The organism is Acinetobacter modestus, from assembly GCF_014636095.1.
Lineage (GTDB): Bacteria > Pseudomonadota > Gammaproteobacteria > Pseudomonadales > Moraxellaceae > Acinetobacter > Acinetobacter modestus.
On the sequence record NZ_BMDV01000007.1, the window covers coordinates 117521 to 136533 of the forward strand.

14 protein-coding genes are annotated in these 19013 nt (G+C 39.4%); 9 read left to right on the forward strand and 5 right to left on the reverse strand.

Annotated features, from left to right (window positions below):
* Positions 1-15 precede the first annotated feature (15 nt).
* The gene (dprA, locus tag IEV17_RS14775; RefSeq protein WP_004665182.1) at positions 16-1146 is read right to left on the reverse strand and encodes a DNA-processing protein DprA; all 1131 of its coding nucleotides are present in this window, start codon (positions 1144-1146) and stop codon (positions 16-18) included.
* Positions 1147-1159: 13 nt separating this feature from the next.
* Positions 1160-2311, reverse strand: coding sequence for a LysM peptidoglycan-binding domain-containing protein (locus tag IEV17_RS14780; RefSeq protein ID WP_004665180.1), 1152 nt, complete (start codon positions 2309-2311; stop codon positions 1160-1162).
* 120 nt (positions 2312-2431) lie between these two features.
* On the opposite strand from IEV17_RS14780, the gene def reads away from it, so the two are divergent.
* The 4 genes from def (at position 2432) to IEV17_RS14800 (ending at position 6819) form a co-directional block, all read left to right on the forward strand.
* Positions 2432-2962, forward strand: a complete 531-nt coding sequence (gene def, locus IEV17_RS14785; protein WP_004665178.1) for a peptide deformylase — start codon at positions 2432-2434, stop codon at positions 2960-2962.
* A 50-nt stretch (positions 2963-3012) separates the two neighbouring features.
* Complete coding sequence (locus IEV17_RS14790) at positions 3013-3423, forward strand: DUF2946 family protein (RefSeq protein ID WP_004665175.1); 411 nt, start codon at positions 3013-3015, stop codon at positions 3421-3423.
* 73 nt (positions 3424-3496) lie between these two features.
* Positions 3497-5584 carry a TonB-dependent copper receptor gene (locus IEV17_RS14795; RefSeq protein ID WP_004665174.1) on the forward strand — a complete coding sequence of 696 codons (2088 nt, stop codon included), beginning with the start codon at positions 3497-3499 and terminating at the stop codon, positions 5582-5584.
* Between the two features lie 62 nt (positions 5585-5646).
* Positions 5647-6819, forward strand: coding sequence for a hypothetical protein (locus IEV17_RS14800; RefSeq protein ID WP_004665173.1), 1173 nt, complete (start codon positions 5647-5649; stop codon positions 6817-6819).
* 59 nt (positions 6820-6878) lie between these two features.
* On the opposite strand, the gene IEV17_RS14805 is transcribed toward IEV17_RS14800, so the two are convergent.
* Together IEV17_RS14805 and IEV17_RS14810 are read right to left on the reverse strand one after the other, a co-directional pair.
* Positions 6879-7640, reverse strand: a complete 762-nt coding sequence (locus IEV17_RS14805; protein WP_004665171.1) for a hypothetical protein — start codon at positions 7638-7640, stop codon at positions 6879-6881.
* Positions 7641-7953: 313 nt separating this feature from the next.
* A complete protein-coding gene (locus tag IEV17_RS14810; RefSeq protein WP_171062481.1) occupies positions 7954-11448 on the reverse strand; it encodes a hybrid sensor histidine kinase/response regulator in 3495 nt (1164 codons plus the stop codon).
* Between the two features lie 184 nt (positions 11449-11632).
* Between IEV17_RS14810 and IEV17_RS14815 the strand changes: the two genes are divergently transcribed.
* Together IEV17_RS14815 and IEV17_RS14820 are read left to right on the forward strand one after the other, a co-directional pair.
* Positions 11633-11965, forward strand: a complete 333-nt coding sequence (locus tag IEV17_RS14815; protein WP_004665168.1) for a DUF485 domain-containing protein — start codon at positions 11633-11635, stop codon at positions 11963-11965.
* 1 nt (position 11966) lies between these two features.
* Complete coding sequence (locus tag IEV17_RS14820) at positions 11967-13682, forward strand: cation acetate symporter (RefSeq protein ID WP_034602099.1); 1716 nt, start codon at positions 11967-11969, stop codon at positions 13680-13682.
* A 51-nt stretch (positions 13683-13733) separates the two neighbouring features.
* Here the strand turns inward: IEV17_RS14820 and IEV17_RS14825 are convergent, their stop codons facing one another.
* Positions 13734-14942, reverse strand: a complete 1209-nt coding sequence (locus IEV17_RS14825) for an oxygenase MpaB family protein (RefSeq protein WP_004665164.1) — start codon at positions 14940-14942, stop codon at positions 13734-13736.
* Positions 14943-15027: 85 nt separating this feature from the next.
* Between IEV17_RS14825 and IEV17_RS14830 the strand changes: the two genes are divergently transcribed.
* The 3 genes from IEV17_RS14830 to IEV17_RS14840 all read left to right on the forward strand — a co-directional run bounded on the left by IEV17_RS14830 (position 15028) and on the right by IEV17_RS14840 (position 18495).
* Positions 15028-15624 (forward strand): TetR/AcrR family transcriptional regulator, encoded by a 597-nt coding sequence (locus IEV17_RS14830; protein ID WP_004665163.1) that lies wholly within the window; start codon positions 15028-15030, stop codon positions 15622-15624.
* A 45-nt stretch (positions 15625-15669) separates the two neighbouring features.
* The gene (locus IEV17_RS14835) at positions 15670-16365 is read left to right on the forward strand and encodes an ion channel (RefSeq protein WP_004665161.1); all 696 of its coding nucleotides are present in this window, start codon (positions 15670-15672) and stop codon (positions 16363-16365) included.
* A gap of 153 nt (positions 16366-16518) precedes the next feature.
* On the forward strand, positions 16519-18495 hold the full coding sequence (locus IEV17_RS14840) for a glycine betaine transporter (protein ID WP_188363587.1): 1977 nt from the start codon (positions 16519-16521) through the stop codon (positions 18493-18495).
* Positions 18496-19013 lie beyond the last annotated feature (518 nt).

Below are 19013 nucleotides of genomic sequence, written 5' to 3' on the forward strand. Positions count from 1 at the left end.
CAAAGATAGGTTATTTTAATGAATTGGACGACAACGTAAATAGCGACCGCCCTGTTGTATACAGAAACCGAGTAATTCTAATTCCATTAATTGGGCTGTGAGTTCTGCGATCGGAATTGGATGACGTTGAGCAAGTTCATCCAAGTCTTGTCCAACCCAGTCGAGACTTTGATAAAGAGCAATCAAATGCGTTGGTAAGCTTGTCGTGATGGTTAAAGGTTCTTCTGGAATTTGTTGTTGTACTTGCCATTGAGTAGGTAAGGCTAGATCTTCAATAATTTGTTCTGGATGATCAACTAAAGTTGCACCTTCACGAATTAATTGATGACAGCCTTGATGATGCTCACTGTAAATATGTCCAGGAATGGCAAATACCATTTTCCCTTGATTGGCTGCTTCATTTGCTGTGATCAGTGAACCACTTTTCAGAGCGGCTTCTACAACCAAAACACCAAGACTTAAACCGCTAACGATGCGATTACGGCGTGGAAAATGCTGCTGTAAAGGTGGGGTAGTCGGAAGAAACTCAGTTACGAGTGCACCTGTTTGAATAATTTCTTGGGCTAGTTTGCTATTTTGTGCTGGATAAACTGTGTCTAAACCTGTTCCAGTCACTGCGATTGTCCGATGATGGGCTAAACCACCACGATGAGCCGCTTCATCAATTCCGTGGGCTAAACCGCTGCTAATATAAAAACCTTTTTCACTTAAATAATACGCAAAATCATAAGCAACTTGTCGTCCATGAGGGCTCGGCTTTCGACTTCCAACCATAGCAATTTGGGGCTGTAATAATGCTTGTGGCTGACCTTGACCAAATAAAATAGGAGGATGATCAGAATAAGGTAAAAGTTGAGTAGGGTAGTCAATATCTTCAGGGGTTAAAATAAAATCAGTATGCTTACAAATCAATTGAACCATATGGTCAAATTGCTGTTTCCCATGTGGGGTTTGGAATTCTTCTAGACGTTTTAAATGATTTTTGTGTAAACCGAGCTGTTGCCATTCAGAAAGTCGATGTGTTTTGACTGCTTCCGTACAACTACCGAAATAGTTTCGAATTTTTTGAAAACTAGAAAGCGAGTGTTGAACCAGATACCACACCAACACAGTATGATAATGATGGGGTAGTAACTGATTCAACATTTCTAACTAGCGTTTAGTTATCAAGACGAGGTGGCTTGATATTTGAACCAATTTTAATTGGTAATTCACTTTCTAAAACATAGCCGTAGCTGATGCGATCAAAACTTTTGAAAATCATAATACTACCAACATATTGACCTGGTAATTTTATACTTTCTTTGGTCTTTGGATCACGAACAGTTTCGCCATCTTGGTACGTACTAAAAACTTGTCCGATTTCAATGCCATCTGCTGTACCACGGTCAACAGTGACTACACCATTTTTCGCAGCTGTACCTATAGACCCCATGACACGGATGACTTTACCGCCATCTTTCACCTGATTTGGTTCAGTTGGGTAGAATAACGTAGGTAACATGGCTTCTTGTTCAAGCATCACACGATCGCCACGGCGTACTTCACCAGTATAACTATCAGTTAATTCAAAGGTTGTAATGTCTTTTTCATTGGTAATCGCAACACCAGAAGCGACTTGCGTGAGCTCAACACCTAGATTTTGTTTCTTCCCTTTTTCATCAAGCACGATATATGGTTCACCTTCACGGTATACGCCATAACGTTGACCATTTTCGATACCTTGACCACGTACATAAATGCTCTGGCCTTTGCCTGCAAGTACACGATTATCCGCTGTACCCAAGACATAAGGTGTATCGCTAATCGCACTCGCTGGAAGTACAGAAGTTCGTTCTAACCATTGTTGAATATCAGCTAATGGAATAACAGGGACGCTATTGTTCAAAGCTTCAATACGAACTTTTGGACGTAAAGTAGAAGTATTGCCAGAGTAACGACGAATAATACCGTCACAACCATCACCTTCATCTTTACCAATCAGTGGTTTACCGTTCAAACTACAAAGTAGCAAGCGATCACCAGGATAAATCCAATGTGGATTCTTGACATGTTTATTGCTTGCCCAAATTTCAGGCCAGCGCCAAGGCTTGCTTAAAAATTTGCCTGAAATATCCCAAAGCGTATCCCCCTTTTTCACCACATAGACATGTGGTGCACCCGCTTTTACGGATGGTGGGTTTGCGTTAGGGCTTGCTGCATGAGTAAGGTTTATGCTCATGCCTAATCCTGCACAAATTGCAGCAGCAATCAGTTGTTTTTTTAACCCCAAGGCATGAAATGATGGTATGCCGTTTAAAACCTTTTTCATTATCATAATTCCTAAAAATTATGTGTGTAGTTGCGTTATAATAACGACTTTACACACAATTTTTTGATCAAGCATTCCCTTCAGTTGGTTTTCTGATCAATGGCATAAATGAGGAACGGTATGGCCTTATTACCTATTTTAAGTTTTCCTGATCCCCGTCTTCGTACCATTGCTAAGCCAGTCGAAGAAGTCACTGATGATATTCGTCAGCTTGCAGCAGATATGTTTGAAACCATGTACGAGGCACCGGGTATAGGTTTAGCGGCAACTCAGGTTGATCATCATATTCAGCTTATTGTTATGGACATCTCTGAAGAGAAAAACCAACCGATGGTGTTCATTAACCCCAAAGTCACTCCACTGACCGTAGAGACACAGCCGTACGAAGAAGGCTGTCTCTCTGTGCCTCAAATATACGATAAAGTTGAGCGTCCGTCACGCGTAAAAATCGAGGCAATTAACCTTGAAGGTCAAGCATTTGAAATAGAAGCTGACGAACTTCTCGCAGTTTGTATCCAACATGAAATGGATCACTTAAATGGAAAACTGTTTGTAGACTATTTATCGCCATTGAAACGTCAACGTGCACGTGAGAAAGTTGAAAAAGTTGTACGTCAACGCGATAAAGAAAAAGTTGCGGTTAAACGTTAACAAATGTTTTTCGGTTATTAAAAGTGCCCTTATTGTTTCGTAGTGGTTTAATGCTTGCATTCACCGCAGTCTGTTTACAGATTGCGGTGTTTTTGCAGCCACTGCTCCCGAAGCAATATCAGATTGCACCCGTCTGTGAAACGATTACCCAAGCGTTATTGTTGCCTAAATTAAAAGCTGAACAGCAGTCTGTATCGCACAATATGCATCATCATTCACATCAGCTTGAACAACATCAAAGCCTGATGTCGAAACATGACCATCACGATCCAAATCATCAGTGTCAATATTGTACGGTGCATGCCAATTTGGTATTACCACCTGAATTCGGCGTGAAAGAGGTTTTAGTCCGAATCCAAATCCGTTTAGTCGCGTATCAACAGGCATTTAAGCATGTTTATTTTGCACTGCAACGGCTATTCTTATTACCTCAAGGGCGAGCACCGCCACTCTTTGCATAAATTAAAACGTCAATTTCATTAGGGTTTTCAAAACTCTAGCCTAGTTTTACTTATGTTTTAAGAGAGACCAATCATGGCTCAAACTAAATTTTTATTACAGCCCCTTACGGTTGCGATTCTTGCTGCCTCAAATAGCACATTATTATGGGCAAATATGGATATTCAGTCCGATAAAACCCCTGTTGTATTAGCACCTATTGTCGTTACAGCACAGCAGCCAAATGATGCAAATGGATTGATTATTCATGCTGATCCTAAGCAAGCAATTCAACCTATTCCTGCAACGGACGGTGCAGACTATTTACAAAATATTATGGGGTTTAGTGCCATTAAAAATGGTGGAACGAATGGTGATGTGACGTTCCGTGGCATGTTTGGTTCACGGATTAAAATGTTGGTTGATGGTAGTGAAAATTTAGGTGCGTGCCCGAATCGTATGGATGCACCAACCTCTTATATTCAGCCAGAAAGCTTTGATAAAATTACGGTGATTAAAGGGCCGCAAACTGTTCAGTACGCAACACCTGGTTCGGCTGCAACTGTCATTTTTCAGCGTCAACCTGAAAATCTCAGCAAAGAACAGCCTTATCGTGGCCAAGCCAGTGTTTTGATGGGTTCATATGGTCGTCTAGATCATAATATTGAAGCGGCAATTGGCGATGAAACCAAATATGCTCGTTTAAATGCTAATCGTTCTGTTGCAGATGATTACAAAGATGGCGACGATAAAAGCATTCATTCAAATTGGGAGCGCTGGAATACTGACTTGGCATTGGGCTGGAAGCCAACAGATGATTCTTGGTTAGAATTGCGTGCAGGTAAAGGTGATGGTGAGGCTGCCTACGCTGGCCGTAGCATGGATGGTTCGCAATTTAAACGAGAAAGCCTTGGACTACACGCTGAACAGAAAAATATTACAGAGGTGATCAAGAAAGTTGAAGCCCAAGTGGACTACAGCTATAACGATCATGTAATGGATAATTTTAGCTTACGTACGCCGCCAATGACGACAATGAACATGCACGGAATGGATATGACTGTGCCGAATAAAATGTCGATGCGGGTTGATCGTCGTACTTTAAATACCCGTTTAGCTGTAACGACAGATTGGGATAAATTTAGCGTCATTTCAGGTGTAGATACGCAGCAGAATAAGCATGGTGGTGATATGGTCATGTATGCCATGCCATCAATGAATTCGCCTTATGCTGAAGATTTGAAATTTCAATCTTATGGTGCATTTAGTGAATGGACTTATGCATTTAATCCAGATCAGAAATTAGTTGCGGGCGCACGCATCGATCAAATAAAGATTAATAATCTTGAAGATGGTAAGAATCGTAAAGATACTTTACCAAGCGGTTTTATACGTCTAGAGAAAAATCTACCTGAGCATGGATTAAAAACCTATGCAGGCCTAGGTTACGTAGAACGAATTCCTGATTTTTGGGAGTTGTATAGTACTTCGACAGATCGAGGCATCATTTCAACAATCAATGGTGTAACGACCTATCGTATGCTAGATAATTTAGATAATCTCAAAACTGAGCGTACGGCACAACTTGACCTTGGCTTCCAAGCTGAACATGGTGCTTGGAGTGCATGGGCATCAGCTTATGCAGGTTTAATCAAAGATTTTATTTTATTGCAATATAACGGTTCAAACGCACGTTATCCTTTAGCTCGTAATGTGGATGCAACGATTGCAGGTGCTGAAGCAGGAGTCGGTTATCAATTTACAGATCATTTCCAAGCTGATCTTTCAACCATGTATGCATGGGGTGAAAATACGTCTGATGATCGAGCTTTACCGCAAATCGCACCATTAGAAGGACGTTTGAATTTACGTTATATCGATGAGAAATATAGCTTAGGATTATTATGGCGTGTGGTTGCAAAACAAAATCGTATTAGTCTCAATGAGGGTAATGTGGTTGGCTATGATTTGAACCAAAGCAAAGCATTTAACACTTTGGCCTTGAATGGGACCTATAAGTTGACAGATGCAGTTGATGTATCAGTGGGTGTCGATAACGTACTAGATAAAACCTATACCGAGCATCTCAATAAAGCGGGTGCTTCGATGTTTGGTTATGGTGCCAGTGAGCAGTTCAATAATATAGGACGTAATTACTGGATGCGTATGAGCATGAAGTTTTAACTGGAAAGTAATAAAGGGGTTAATTATAATCCCTTTATTATCTTGATAATTATAGTATTAAAATGTCAGAAATAGATCAGAAAAAAATATTAGATGAACTGGAACAACAAGGATATACACGTTTTATTGTTGAAAAATGGGATGAGGAAACTCGAACAAATTTGGTCAATTTATTAAAGCATGCGGGTTTTGCACAATATGAGTTTAATAAAATTGAAGATGAAGAATATGGTTATGCCATAGTACTTAAAAATATAAAAAATACTCCTCCTTATCCGTTGGAAAAAATCTATACGGGACGAAGTTTTGCTTTTACACTCTTTCCTCTAATTGCGCTTATTTTTATCGCTTTAACAAGTATTTGGGGGCAATACAACCATAAACTTATTATGAGTTCTATGGTTATTGGAATGCCTTTAATATTAGGTGCATTAATAGAATATTTTTCGATTGTAAAAAAACCTAAAGACAAACTTTATAAAGCTTTTGGTATTCAAGTTGCTACGCTTGTACTTATTCTTATGTTCGCAATGATTGTGTTAGGTGAGGGTATTATTTGTCTCATAATGATTAGTCCATTTATATTGGGGTGTTTATTTGTGGGTGCAATCATAATGCGAACATTCTGTTATTATTTGTGGAAACCTAGTTCTAAAATATATTCGATTGCAATATTACCTTTATTATTTTCATTTTTATTACCAGATATGGGGCAGACCCAATATGGGAAAACACAACGCTCAGTCGTGATTCATGCACCTGCCGAGCAAGTTTTTTATGCTATCCAAAATATAGGAAACATCCAGCCTAAAGAAGTTAAGTCAAGTCCAATATTTTGGATGGGGTTTCCAAAACCTGTATTTGGTATGACTGAGCAGCGGAAAGATGAGACTATTCGTACTATTCAATGGGAACGTGGGATTAAATTTGAAGAAGTCGTACAAGCCAAACATATCCCTTATTTATTAAGCTGGACATATAAGTTTGATAAATATTCATTTCCGAAAGGATCTGTGGATGATCATATTGAAATGGGTGGAAAATATTTTGATCTACTTAAAACGGATTATCAATTAGAAAGAATAGATGAAAAAACCACAAAACTAATTCTCACGATAGATTATCGTTTGTCTACAGAATACAACTGGTATAGTCGATTTTGGGCAAATTATATTTTAGGCGAGTTTAGTGATGTTGTGATGAATATTCATAAACAACGGTTAGAAAAAAATTGATAACTTTAAAAGCTCGAAGAAAATTAAAGCCACAATCATAATATTGTGGCTTTAAAAATTTAAGCTAAACAATCTTGTTTTGGCATTAAGCTATCGCAGTACAATGGATTTAATGCACACTGCAAATCATCAATTTGTTCTTGAGTTACATAGTTTTTTGCGATGAGATATTCGGCGACGCGATCATCACGTAAACTTAAAAATGCAGCATCATAAACACCTAAATCTACAAATAAAGCTGCTGTTTCAAGGCTATTAAAATGATCAAGAAAAACATCATTTTCGTGCATCAAAAAGATATGGGTTAGATCAGCAGTTGAATCTATATTTAATCGTTGAGCTAATTGTTCTGGGCGAGTTTTGATAAATAATAAATCTGATAGTTCATCGAACTGGCTTTTATCCAGTTGATTTTCACCATCTTTGACATGACCTAACCATGCTTTAAAAACTAACACGGCACCACCACGAAGTAGCATACTCCACATTTGATGACGAGTTTCATGATCCAAATGAGCGGATTCTGTTTCTAATACATCCAAGAATTTTTGTTCTTGTAACGCTAGCTTTTCAAATAGTCCTAGACCTTGTGGCTGATAAGCTGCTGGTGCAAATACATCAAAATTCAGCTCATGGAATACATTGAGGGCAAGGGGAACGGCTGCTTGATACAGTGTATTCAATGCTTTTAGATGAGTATCATCTAAGTTGCTCTGTACAAAAATATTCTGCCAGTTGAGCTCTGGTAATAATGCATTTGCACTGTATTGGCGGTAAAACTGTAACTCGTTATGCTCTGAAGTGGCTTGATTGCTATTCATGATCATGTCCTTTATGGCGATTGTGTTAGAAACCTAAAACAGCAAAGACATAGGTTCCTATCATTTTGATCAATTTATGCGTTATTCAGAAAACAACTAGAATACGACTAAAGTTGTATATGTGGTTTTTATGGTAATATTTATTAATAAAAACAATATTTTAACTAATTGTAAGTAAGTGTACAAACGTTCACTAGTGTAAGTGAACGTTTTTGCCATAGCCAATAATTTTTTGAGCATTTTGGTCAATTTATTGTCATCTTAATGCGCTTTTTTTGATGGCTTTTGCCTATGTTTCAAAATATTTTGCCATTTAACTCATTGGCATAATCTTTAAACCAGAGAGCCAAGCACGTAATCCCGCAGGTTTGAGCGGTTTTTTCAATAGAACAATATTTTGCTGTTTCAAATATTGAGGCAACTCAGGATCAGAATCTGCTGTAATTAATGCAACTGGAATATGTGCAGGGCGATATTGTTCAATAAAATCTAATCCCCGTTGATCATGATTTAAATGCTGATCGATTAACCAGACTTGAATATCTTCTTGTTCAATTAGTTTTAGTGCTTCCGATGGCTCAGTTGCTGTAAAAATTTGATAGCCCCACTTACTTAATAAGGTCCGCATACCTTGTAAAATAGTTTCATCATTGTCTAAACAAAGCACTTTATATGCAGTATGTTGCAGTGCGGTCACATGCAGTGTAGTCGCTTGAATTTTTGGTGCTTCGGCGAGCGGTACTTCGATCATAAAGCAAGAACCTTTACCTAATTCTGAATAGACATGCACTGGGAAATCGAGCAGGCTCGTCATACGTTGAACAATCGCAAGACCAAGTCCAAGTCCTTGTTCACCCCAAGGTGAGGTATGCCCGCAACGCTCAAATTCTTGGAATAATTTCACCCTTTGTTGTTCATTGATGCCAGGTCCTGTATCCCAAACACCGATTCGAATATGGTTTGGTCTTTGTGCAGAACGTAATACACCAACAACGACACGACCTTGTGCTGTATAACGCAATGCATTACTAACGAAATTCTGAATAATTCGTCGCATCCATTGTGGATCGGTATCAACCCAGAATTGAGTATCGTGTACAGACAGTTGAATATTACGCTGTGCTGCAATTGATTTGAATTGAAGTTCAAGATCACTCAATAAGTCATGTAATGAATACGCTTGGCGTTTTGGTTGGATCGTTCCACCTTCTAAACGGGCAATATCGAGTAGGGCAGAGAGCATGCTTTCAGCACCATATAGTGCGCGATCAAGTTGTTGTAAGGTTTGTTGATCTTCAGCTGAGCTGACACTTTGTTCTAATGCTGTACTGAACAAACGTGCTGCATGCATCGGTTGTAGTAAATCGTGACTGGCCGCTGCCAAAAATCGACTTTTAGATTGATTGGCTTTATCGGCTTGTTCACGGGCAAGTTGCTGTTCAGTCAGTGCATTTGCAAGCTGTTGAGTTCGATCACTCACTCTTTCTTCAAGAATCGCTTCATTTTCGCGGAACGCAGTAATATCGGCGAAGGTTGTGACGAATCCTCCACCCTCAATAGGATTACCGCGCATTTGAATGACCAAGCCATCTTTACGAATACGTTCAAATTCATGGGCGCTACCGACTTTCATCCAGTGAATTCGTTTACGGACATGTTCTTCAACTGAACCGGGTCCACATTCTCCACGTTCTGCGTTATATCGAATTAAATCTGCAATTGGACAACCGACATAAACGAGGTCTTTAGGATAATCAAATAAGGTAAGATATTGATTGTTCCATGCAACCAAGCACATATTTTTATCAACAACACTTACCCCTTGAGTCATGTGGTCGATCATGGTCATCAAAAGATTTTGGTTAAAGCGTTGCCATTGTGAAGCTTGATCGAGAATATTCGCGACTTGCCCTAATGCTAATCCATTATTGATCATGGCGGTAGTGAGCAAAGTACGTGCTGATGCAGCACCAATAATGCCTGCCAAGTATTGTTCAGTGAAGCGCCACCACATGCCATTTGCAACATGATTTTCATTGAGTACGACATGATTTTGTTCACAAAATTGCTGGAACGCTTGTGTCGTAGGGCGATCACCTGTAATACGTTTAGCCAGAGCCAATAAATCGCCAACTTTGAGCCGCGCTGCATTTTGCGGTAAATCGGTTAAATCAAGGTTTGTCTGGGTAGAGGGTAAAGGTTTACTTTCATAGTAGAAAAAGCTTTCAGCCTGAATCTGTTCCGCAACACTTGGGCGATACAAACGAGAACCCCAAATATAGCAAATAATATTCAGTCCCAAAGACCACATGACACCATGGGTCAATGGGGCAAAAGATTCAAAACCAAGTAAAGCTTCTGGACGTAAGCTATTAATATCGAAAGGTCCAAACAATAATAAATGTTGTGCGAACGCTTGATATTGTTCTGGGAGACTACGTAACAAAGTAGGAAAGAGCAGTGTGTAGCTCCACATTATGAAGCCTACGATCAGACCGACGTAGACACCTTGACGGCTTGCACCACGCCAATATAAACCACCGATGAGGGCTGGCGAAAATTGCGCAACTGCACTAAAAGCCAATAGGCCAAATACTGATAATTGATTAATGTCATTAAAAAAGTGGAAGAATAAAAAACCCAGTAACATCACACTGATAATACTAATTCTTCGGGTCAGTTTGAGTACTTTTGGTAATTGTTGATCGTGTCGAGAGATGATCTTAAAGTGCCATAAAGCAGGCATAATTAAATCATTACTGAGCATGATAGAAAGTGCGACTGAGGCGACCAGTAACATACCTGTTGAAGCAGAAAAACCACCTAAAAAAGCGAGTAATGCCAACCAATCTTGCTGATAACTTAGAGGGAGAGCCAATACCGCAATATCAGGTGTACCTAATGTATCAGGAAGGGAGTGTAAGGCCCAACTGGCGATAGGAATAATCGCCATAATTGTTAAAATTAAATAAGCTGCAAACCAGCGTCTAGCCCCACGAATATGTTTTTCATCACGTAATTCGACTACGGCAACATGAAACTGTCGTGGTAAACAAATCATAGCTAGCGCAGCAAGTAAGGTTTGTACCCAGAAGGTTTCAGGAACCCCTAATTGTTGCAAATCTTGAAAATGTTGAGTGACATCATTGCTGACTTGTTTGATATTTTCGGGGGATTGGAATAAGAAAAAAACTGCAACGCTAAGTAATGCAAACAGTTTTACAAAAGATTCAAAAGCGACTGCAAGCATTAAGCCGCCGTGCTGTTCAGTATGTGCAATATGCCGCGTGCCAAAAATCATAGCCAAAATTGCAAGTACCGCTGTAAGTAATAACACACTATTTGTGGTGGTATGAACATGTGCATTCTGTTCGAGTACAACGGAGGCACTCAATGCAATCGCTCTTAATTGCAAAGCGAGATAAGGAATAATTGCAATAACTGCAAGAATAGTGACTAAGGCTGCGAGACTACCGCTTTTGCCATATCGGGCAGCAACGAAATCGGCAATTGAAGAAATGGCATGATGCTGACGAATCCGTCCTAACCGTTTCCAAATGTCATAACCAAACCAAATAAAAAGTAGGGGTCCTAAATAAATTGGTAAGAAAATAATACCTTCACGGACAGCCGCACCTGTTGCGCCGTAGAATGTCCAAGATGAGCAATATACGCCTAAAGTTAAGCTGAACATCAACATACGACCACGTGTGCTTAAGCGACTGGCATGTTTTTCTCCAAAAAAAGCACAGCCGAATAACAGCGCGATATATAGGGCAAGTACCCCAATAATAAGCCAATTGTTCATATTGCTCACGTGATCAAACTCCATTTTCTATCATACCCGAAGCATCAAAAGGGTTATGAGCAGAGATTTGTATTTAGAGACCAAAGTCTAAGTTACGAGTCAAGCATAATCTTGTTAATTTAAATAATGAAAAATCCCTAGTAAAAAGGGGTCCACGGCTGGACACAAAAATAAGGAGTTAATTATGGATGACTCACAGGTAGAACGCATTCTACACAATCCAAAGTTTCAAGAAATGGTCAGCAAAAAACGTACATTAAGTTGGACATTAACAGCAATCATGTTGTTTATCTATGTCGGATTTATGCTTTTAGTTGGCTATAACAAAGAGTTCCTAGCAAGTTCTTTTAGTGGTGGTGTAACAACTTGGGGCATGCCCCTCGGTTTAGGCATTATCGTGCTGTCATTTGTATTGTGTGGTGTCTATTCATACATCGCCAATAATACACTTGATCAGCTGAATGAAGAGGCTCTCAAGGAAGTTGAGGCAATCACACATGAAAAAGGGATGCACTGAGATGAAAGGGACATCATTCAAAGCGAAACTGTTCGCGCTTGCAAGCCTATGTTGTTCTCACGTTGCATTTGCTAGCCCTGATTTAGGTGCAGCAGAGCAACAGGCAACAAACTGGCATGCAATCATCATGTTCACCATTTTTGTTGGTTTCACTTTGTTTATTACTAAGTGGGCAGCAAAACAAACCACGAATACAGCTGATTTCTATACCGCAGGTGGTGGAATTAGTGGCTTCCAAAATGGTTTAGCGATTGCAGGTGACTATATGTCAGCCGCATCGTTCCTCGGTATTTCAGCACTTGTGTTCAGTTCAGGCTTTGATGGTTTGCTCTATTCACTTGGTTTCATGGTCGGTTGGCCAATCGTACTTTTCCTTGTTGCTGAACGTTTACGTAACTTAGGTAAATATAATCTTTCTGATGTAGTTTCTTTCCGTTTGGAAGAAAAACCAGTTCGTACCTTAGCTGCATTAAGTTCTTTAGTTGTGGTTGCATTTTATCTGATTGCTCAAATGGTAGGAGCAGGTCAGTTAATCAAATTACTTTTTGGTTTGAACTATAATATTGCGGTTGTAATCGTCGGTTTGTTGATGATGGCGTACGTAATTTTTGGTGGCATGTTAGCGACCACTTGGGTACAAATCATTAAAGCCGTAATGTTACTCAGTGGCGCAACATTCATGGCATTCATGGTGATGAAAGCTGTTGGCTTTAGTTTCTCAAACATGTTCAATCAAGCAATTGGTGTGTATAGCCAATCTCACAGCATTAGCTGGGATGAGGCTGCAAAAATCATGGGGCCTGGTAAATTGGCTGCAAACCCGATTGATGCGTTATCACTTGGTCTTGCATTAATGTTTGGTACAGCAGGCTTACCACATATCTTAATGCGCTTCTTCACTGTTAAAGATGCTAAAGAAGCTCGTAAATCAGTTGTAGTTGCAACAGGTTTCATTGGTTACTTCTATCTATTAACTTTCATCATTGGTTTCGGTGCGATCTTATTCGTTTCAAACAACCCTCAGTTCCTTGATGTCGCGAAAGCAGCGGTAACCGGTAAATTGGAGTTGGTTGGTGGTAACAACATGGCTGCGGTTCACTTAAGTGATGCAGTTGGTGGCGACTTGTTCATGGGCTTCATCTCAGCAGTTGCATTTGCAACAATCCTTGCTGTAGTGGCTGGCTTAACGCTTTCAGGTGCTTCTGCGATTTCACATGACTTATATGCAAACGTATTCAAAAAAGGTCAAACTACGCCTCAATCTGAATTACGTATGTCAAAAATTGCGACTTTAGGTCTAGCAATCTTTGCCATGATTCTAGGGATTTTGTTCGAAAAACAAAACGTTGCGTTCATGGTTGGTTTGGCATTCTCAGTTGCATGTTGTGCAAACTTCCCAGTACTCGTATTGTCTATGTTCTGGAAAGGTTTAACGACTCGTGGTGCAGTAATTGGCGGTATTGTTGGTCTAGTGACTGCTGTAACCCTGATCATTCTTTCTAAAGCAGTTTGGGTTGACACGTTGAAAATTTCAGATACCGCAGTGAATCCATTCAATGGTCCTGCAATTTTCGCGATGCCACTATCTTTCCTTTGCTGCTGGTTCTTCTCAGTAACTGATAAAACTGCGCGTGCAGAGAAAGAGCGTAAAGCGTTCGATGCTCAGTTTGTTCGTTCACAAACAGGTATTGGTATCTCTGGTGCATCTGATCACTAAGTAGATCGAATCCTAAAAATTAAAGCCCTCAAAATTTGAGGGCTTTTTCTATTATTGATGCATACTGGCCAGTTGTTGCGCTTGATTACGATAGAGTGACAAACCGATTCGTTGCAAATTCCGCCCTTTTTCTTCAAGCAGTTGATTTAATTTGGGGATATGTTTAGCACCTGTATAGAGCGCTAGATTTCGGCCAATTAAATAATAAGCAAACCATGAGGCTGACTGTGGTGCTAAACCCAATTTCTGCATTTTCTTACGACCAATAAAGAATTGAGTAATTTCTAGATGCTGTTTATAGGCGAGTTTTTGCTGAAAGGAGCGTAGGTAACGATATTTCCGTTCAAAGGGTTCTTTGGAAAGACTAGATCCGAGAGAAATACTGCTCTCATCAGAGTGAGGATGTGCAAACTGCATCCAGTACATGAGTTTCCAGCCATCAGCTTCATTATCCACTAACCATTTTTCTTCAACGCCCATCAACCAGCCCGCATATTTCCAAAAATGTAAAAAACTATCAATCTCTTGTGCGCTAGGGAAAATCCCCAATGCCCTGATACCAATCAATACTACGCCACTAAAAGCAATATTGGTCATTGCTTGATCATATTGGTTAATAGGTAGCCCCCAAGTCTCGGTATCCCATTTCTCAGATTTTTGTAATTGATAGCGTACGAGTGAATGAATGAAGCGCACAAAAATAGTAGAGGTGAAGCCTTTGCTAAAACGTTCAAAACCATCTTGCTCAGTGATATCGACCCACCATTTAGTTGTTTCGGCTAAGCGTGTTCCTGCCTGTTTTTTTAATGCACCTGTCAGGACTAGAGGTTGATTAAAACCAGGGTACAAATAACCTGTCATTAGCGATAGATCTCGTAGAATCAGTCCGTTATTGATGCCTAGGCGATAGGTAAATTTAAGTGCTTGATCGACTTTGGCTTGCTCATACCAATCAGGTTTTTGTTCCACTAACTGGAAGAAGGCAGTCAGTTCAGCAATCTCATGTGGTAATTTCTCAAGGCCTTCATAGAGTGCGGTTTCAAAGTACTTACGATGCTGTTTTGGATTTTGAAGTATCCAAAGCAGTAGTTGGTCCATGGGCGCGTCACCACTTTGCAAGGCTGTGTTCAAGGCGAGATATTCTTGATAATTCGGTTGAATTTGTTGATGCGTCATATAACCAAGAATTTTGGTTTTGATATTTGATTGACTCATGTCTTCAAACGCTGCTAAGCGTTTAGGTTTAACGATGCTTTGCATTGTAGAAAGCCTTTGATTGTTATTTAATCAAAGCTTAATATGAATAAATATTCGTATTCAATTCGCGTTTTAATAAAGGCTGAACATGAGAAAAAGACCCCAGCAGCAACGTGCAAAAATGATTGTCGAAAGTATTCTGGAGGGAACGCAAAAATGTATTTCTGAATATGGTGTATTACAATTAACTACACCTAAAATTTCTGAAAAATCAGGGGTAAGTGTCGGGTCAATTTATCAATACTTTGAAAATAAAGAACAGATTGTTGCTGAACTATTGTTACGGAAAAGCGAAAATTTAGGGCAAGCACTAAAGCAGTTAGTGATGCTCCAACAACAAACAGCTATTCAAGACATCATCACATTAAGTATCGCTTTTGGTTTTGAATCATTGAAATCGGATCATGGTTTTTTTATCGAAATCTTGAAAAATTGGCATACTTATAGTGATTCAGAAGCGGCACAAGTATTAGAGCAGCATTTCTTAGAAGTGGGGATGTACTTATTTGGACGTTACTACCCCCATTGGGATTTTGAGACTTTAAAACATAAGTCTTTTGTGATTATTAACAGTACCTTATTTACCATGATGCGTTATGCCAGTAAAAATACTTTTTTAATTGAAGAACAACGTTTGCAACAAGAACTCTCTAAAATGATTGTTGCCTTTTTAGATACGGTATGATGCCATTAACTTAATGAAAATCATAACAATCACATGGAAAACAACATGCAAAGCTTAAAACAATTTTGGGGCAGTTTTCGTTTATTACCTTCTGCGTGGTTGTTGTTGGTGCAATTGGCATTATTAGTTATGGCGATGTTGACTTATGGAGATAGTGAATATCGTGCATTAACTTGGTCGCTAGGTGTTTTAGCTCTCTTAATTATTGCCAAGGTCATTCGCCAAACACCAGTCTTCACATTTTGGGGCTTAATCTTTGTCAGTGGCGCTTTTCTGTTTTCAATTTTAATTTTTATTGGCTATGACAATTCGATAATCCAAATCATCGCTTATAGTTTTGAAGCATTAGCGTATTTTTATGCTGCTTATGGATTATTACGTTATATGTTTGCAGATCGTTATCTCACCAAAGATGAATTATTTGCTGCAGGTGCAGTTTTTACTCTCATCGCTTGGGCATTCGCTTTTTTATATAGTATTTGCCAGTTGCTTTTACCCAATAGTTTTCAAAATCCAAATCAGCCACAAGATTTACAAGTTTGGCTCGATTTATTATTTCTGAGTTTTAGTCTGCAATCAGCAACGGGTTTATCTGATCTGATGCCAATTAGCCCAGCCGCTAGAGTCTTAACCATGCTACAAATGTTTGGTGGAGTGATGTATCTCGCTGTCGTGGTTTCTCGATTAATTGCATTGCAATATATTGCCCATTTACCTAAGCAATCGAGCGATAAAGAATAAATACAGTTACAGCATTACAACTGCTTTATTTTTCACATTTTTTATAATTTATATCGAGTTTTTGCAAAATTTAAACTTACTTTTGTTCACATTGTGAATGTCTTGTTTGACCCTTAGGGTCTGTCATTATCATTAAAAAAATATGGGGGAATTATGCCTTCCAAGCCGTCTTCACAATTTGCGAATGTGAATCCAAACGTGTTTTTAAGCACGGTGATTATCATTGCAATTTTTATCGCAATTGTTGTAATCGCACCCAGTTCATTTGAATTTCTCACCCAACAGTTAAAGCAATGGATTACAGATTCCTTTAGCTGGTTTTATGTTTTATCTGTCGCCATTTTTCTGATTTTACTCATTTATATTGCCTGTTCTGCCAGTGGTAAAATCAAATTAGGTCCTGATCACAGCCAACCCGAATATAGCAATGGTTCGTGGTTTGCTATGCTGTTTACCGCAGGGATGGGCATCGGTTTGATGTTCTTCGGTGTTGCAGAACCTGTGATGCACTATGTCAGCCCACCGAGTGGTGATCCTGAAAGTATCGCATCTGCACAACAAGCCTTAAGGATTACCTTTTTCCACTGGGGTTTACATGCATGGGCAATTTACGCCGTGGTCGGATTGGCTTTGGCCTATTTTGCTTATCGTCATAATCTGCCGTTAAAAACCCGTTCAGCCTTATACCCCATTATTGGTAAGAAGATTTATGGTCCTTGGGGCGATAGTATTGATACCTTTGCCACCATTGGTACGGTTTTCGGGGTGGCGACCTCTTTAGGTTTTGGTGTGACGCAAATCAATTCAGGTTTGCATTATCTCTTTGGGATTGAACAAAGCAGCAATGTTCAGGTGATCCTGATTATTTTTGTCAGTGCTTTGGCATCCATGTCGGTATTTTTAGGTCTGGATAAAGGGGTCAAGCGCCTTTCGGAACTCAATCTAATTTTGGCTTTAGTGTTGTTGGCCTTTGTCTTTATTGCTGGACCAAGTATCTATCTGCTGCAAACCACCATTCAAAACATGGGTTCGTATATGTCGAACCTATTTGGCATGACCTTTAACCTCTACGCCTATCAACCGAATGGTTGGATTGGCGGTTGGACCATTATGTATTGGGCATGGTGGATTTCATGGTCGCCGTTTGTAGGCATGTTTATTGCTCGTGTATCGCGTGGCCGGACCATCCGTGAGTTTATTGTCGGTGTGTTATTGATCCCGACAGGTTTTACCATCATCTGGATGGGGTTCTTGGGTAATGCCGCACTGTTTAACATAATGCAAGAACATAATGTCAGTCTCATTCACGCCGTACAAAGTGATTCATCAGTTGCGTTATTTGAGTTTTTGAATCATTTGCCATTTTCAGGGGTGATGAGTTTACTGGCGACGGTATTGGTGATGCTCTTTTTCGTCACCTCTGCGGATTCGGGTGCGCTGGTTACTGATTATCTCACCGCTAAAACCGAAAACTCTCCCACATGGCAACGTTTGTTTTGGACGGTGTTGATGGCAGCTTTGGCCATTATTCTATTGTTGGTCGGTGGTCTGTCTGCATTGCAATCCTCTATTATTATGAGTGCATTGCCTTTTACTTTTATTATGTTGCTGATGAGTTGGGGCTTACTCAAAGCCTTAAAGCTGGATGCCACCAAGATGAAAGCGATTCAGGAAGCACGAATTACACCGCGAGCGATTAATAATCCACGCAGTTGGCAGCAGCGTTTAGGTTTAATCATGCATTATCCGCATACTGAAACTGAAGTTCAGCACTATATCGACACGCAAGTTCGTAAGGCCTTTGAAAGTATTCAGCGTGAATTCAAACGCCGTCACTTGGAAGTGGAGATTCGTGAAATCGAAAATGGTCTGCAATTGCATGTCGATCATCACCATGAAATTAACTTTACCTATAAAGTGGTTTCACATGCCACTGTTCCACCTAGCTTTATGTTAGGGCGTGCAGATGAAGATGAGGCCAATTACTTTCAGGCAGAAGTGTTCTTGCGTGAGGGGGGGCAAAACTATGATGTGATGGATTGGACGCAAGAAGATCTGATTCAGGACATTATTGATCAATATGAACGTCATCTTTACTTCTTGAATATTGTGAGAGGCAGTACTTCTTAAGAGAGAGTACTTATTAGAACACTGAAAACAACGGTTTTGAGCGATCAAGCCGTTGTTTTTATTTTGGGTGGTGAAACTTTAAACATTAATCGAATAGGCGACAGATTTTTGCATGGACTTAGGTGTGTAAAATAAAAGCTAAATATAAAAATAAAGCTGCTTTATTGCTGATAATAAAAACAGAATTTCAATAAACTATTTTAATTTCAATTGGTTAGTCTGTTTAAATTCACTTTTAAGATAATTAATAAATTTTAAGTTATATAAATCAGTTGATTAGATGCATTAAAGTTTAAAAATAAAACAACCGAATAATTTAATTTTTAAAAGTGCTTGCACCGGCTCTGAAATGCTGTAGAATGCACATCCATCGGCGGTGATGCAGATAAAAACTTGTTGAGAAACAAGGATTTAGCTAGATTAGTTAGGTTCTTGGATTGATTGATAAGTTTTAAAAATATCGAAATTGCCTGTTGACTTTAAGATAAATTAGAGTAACATAGCCGACCTAGCTTGAT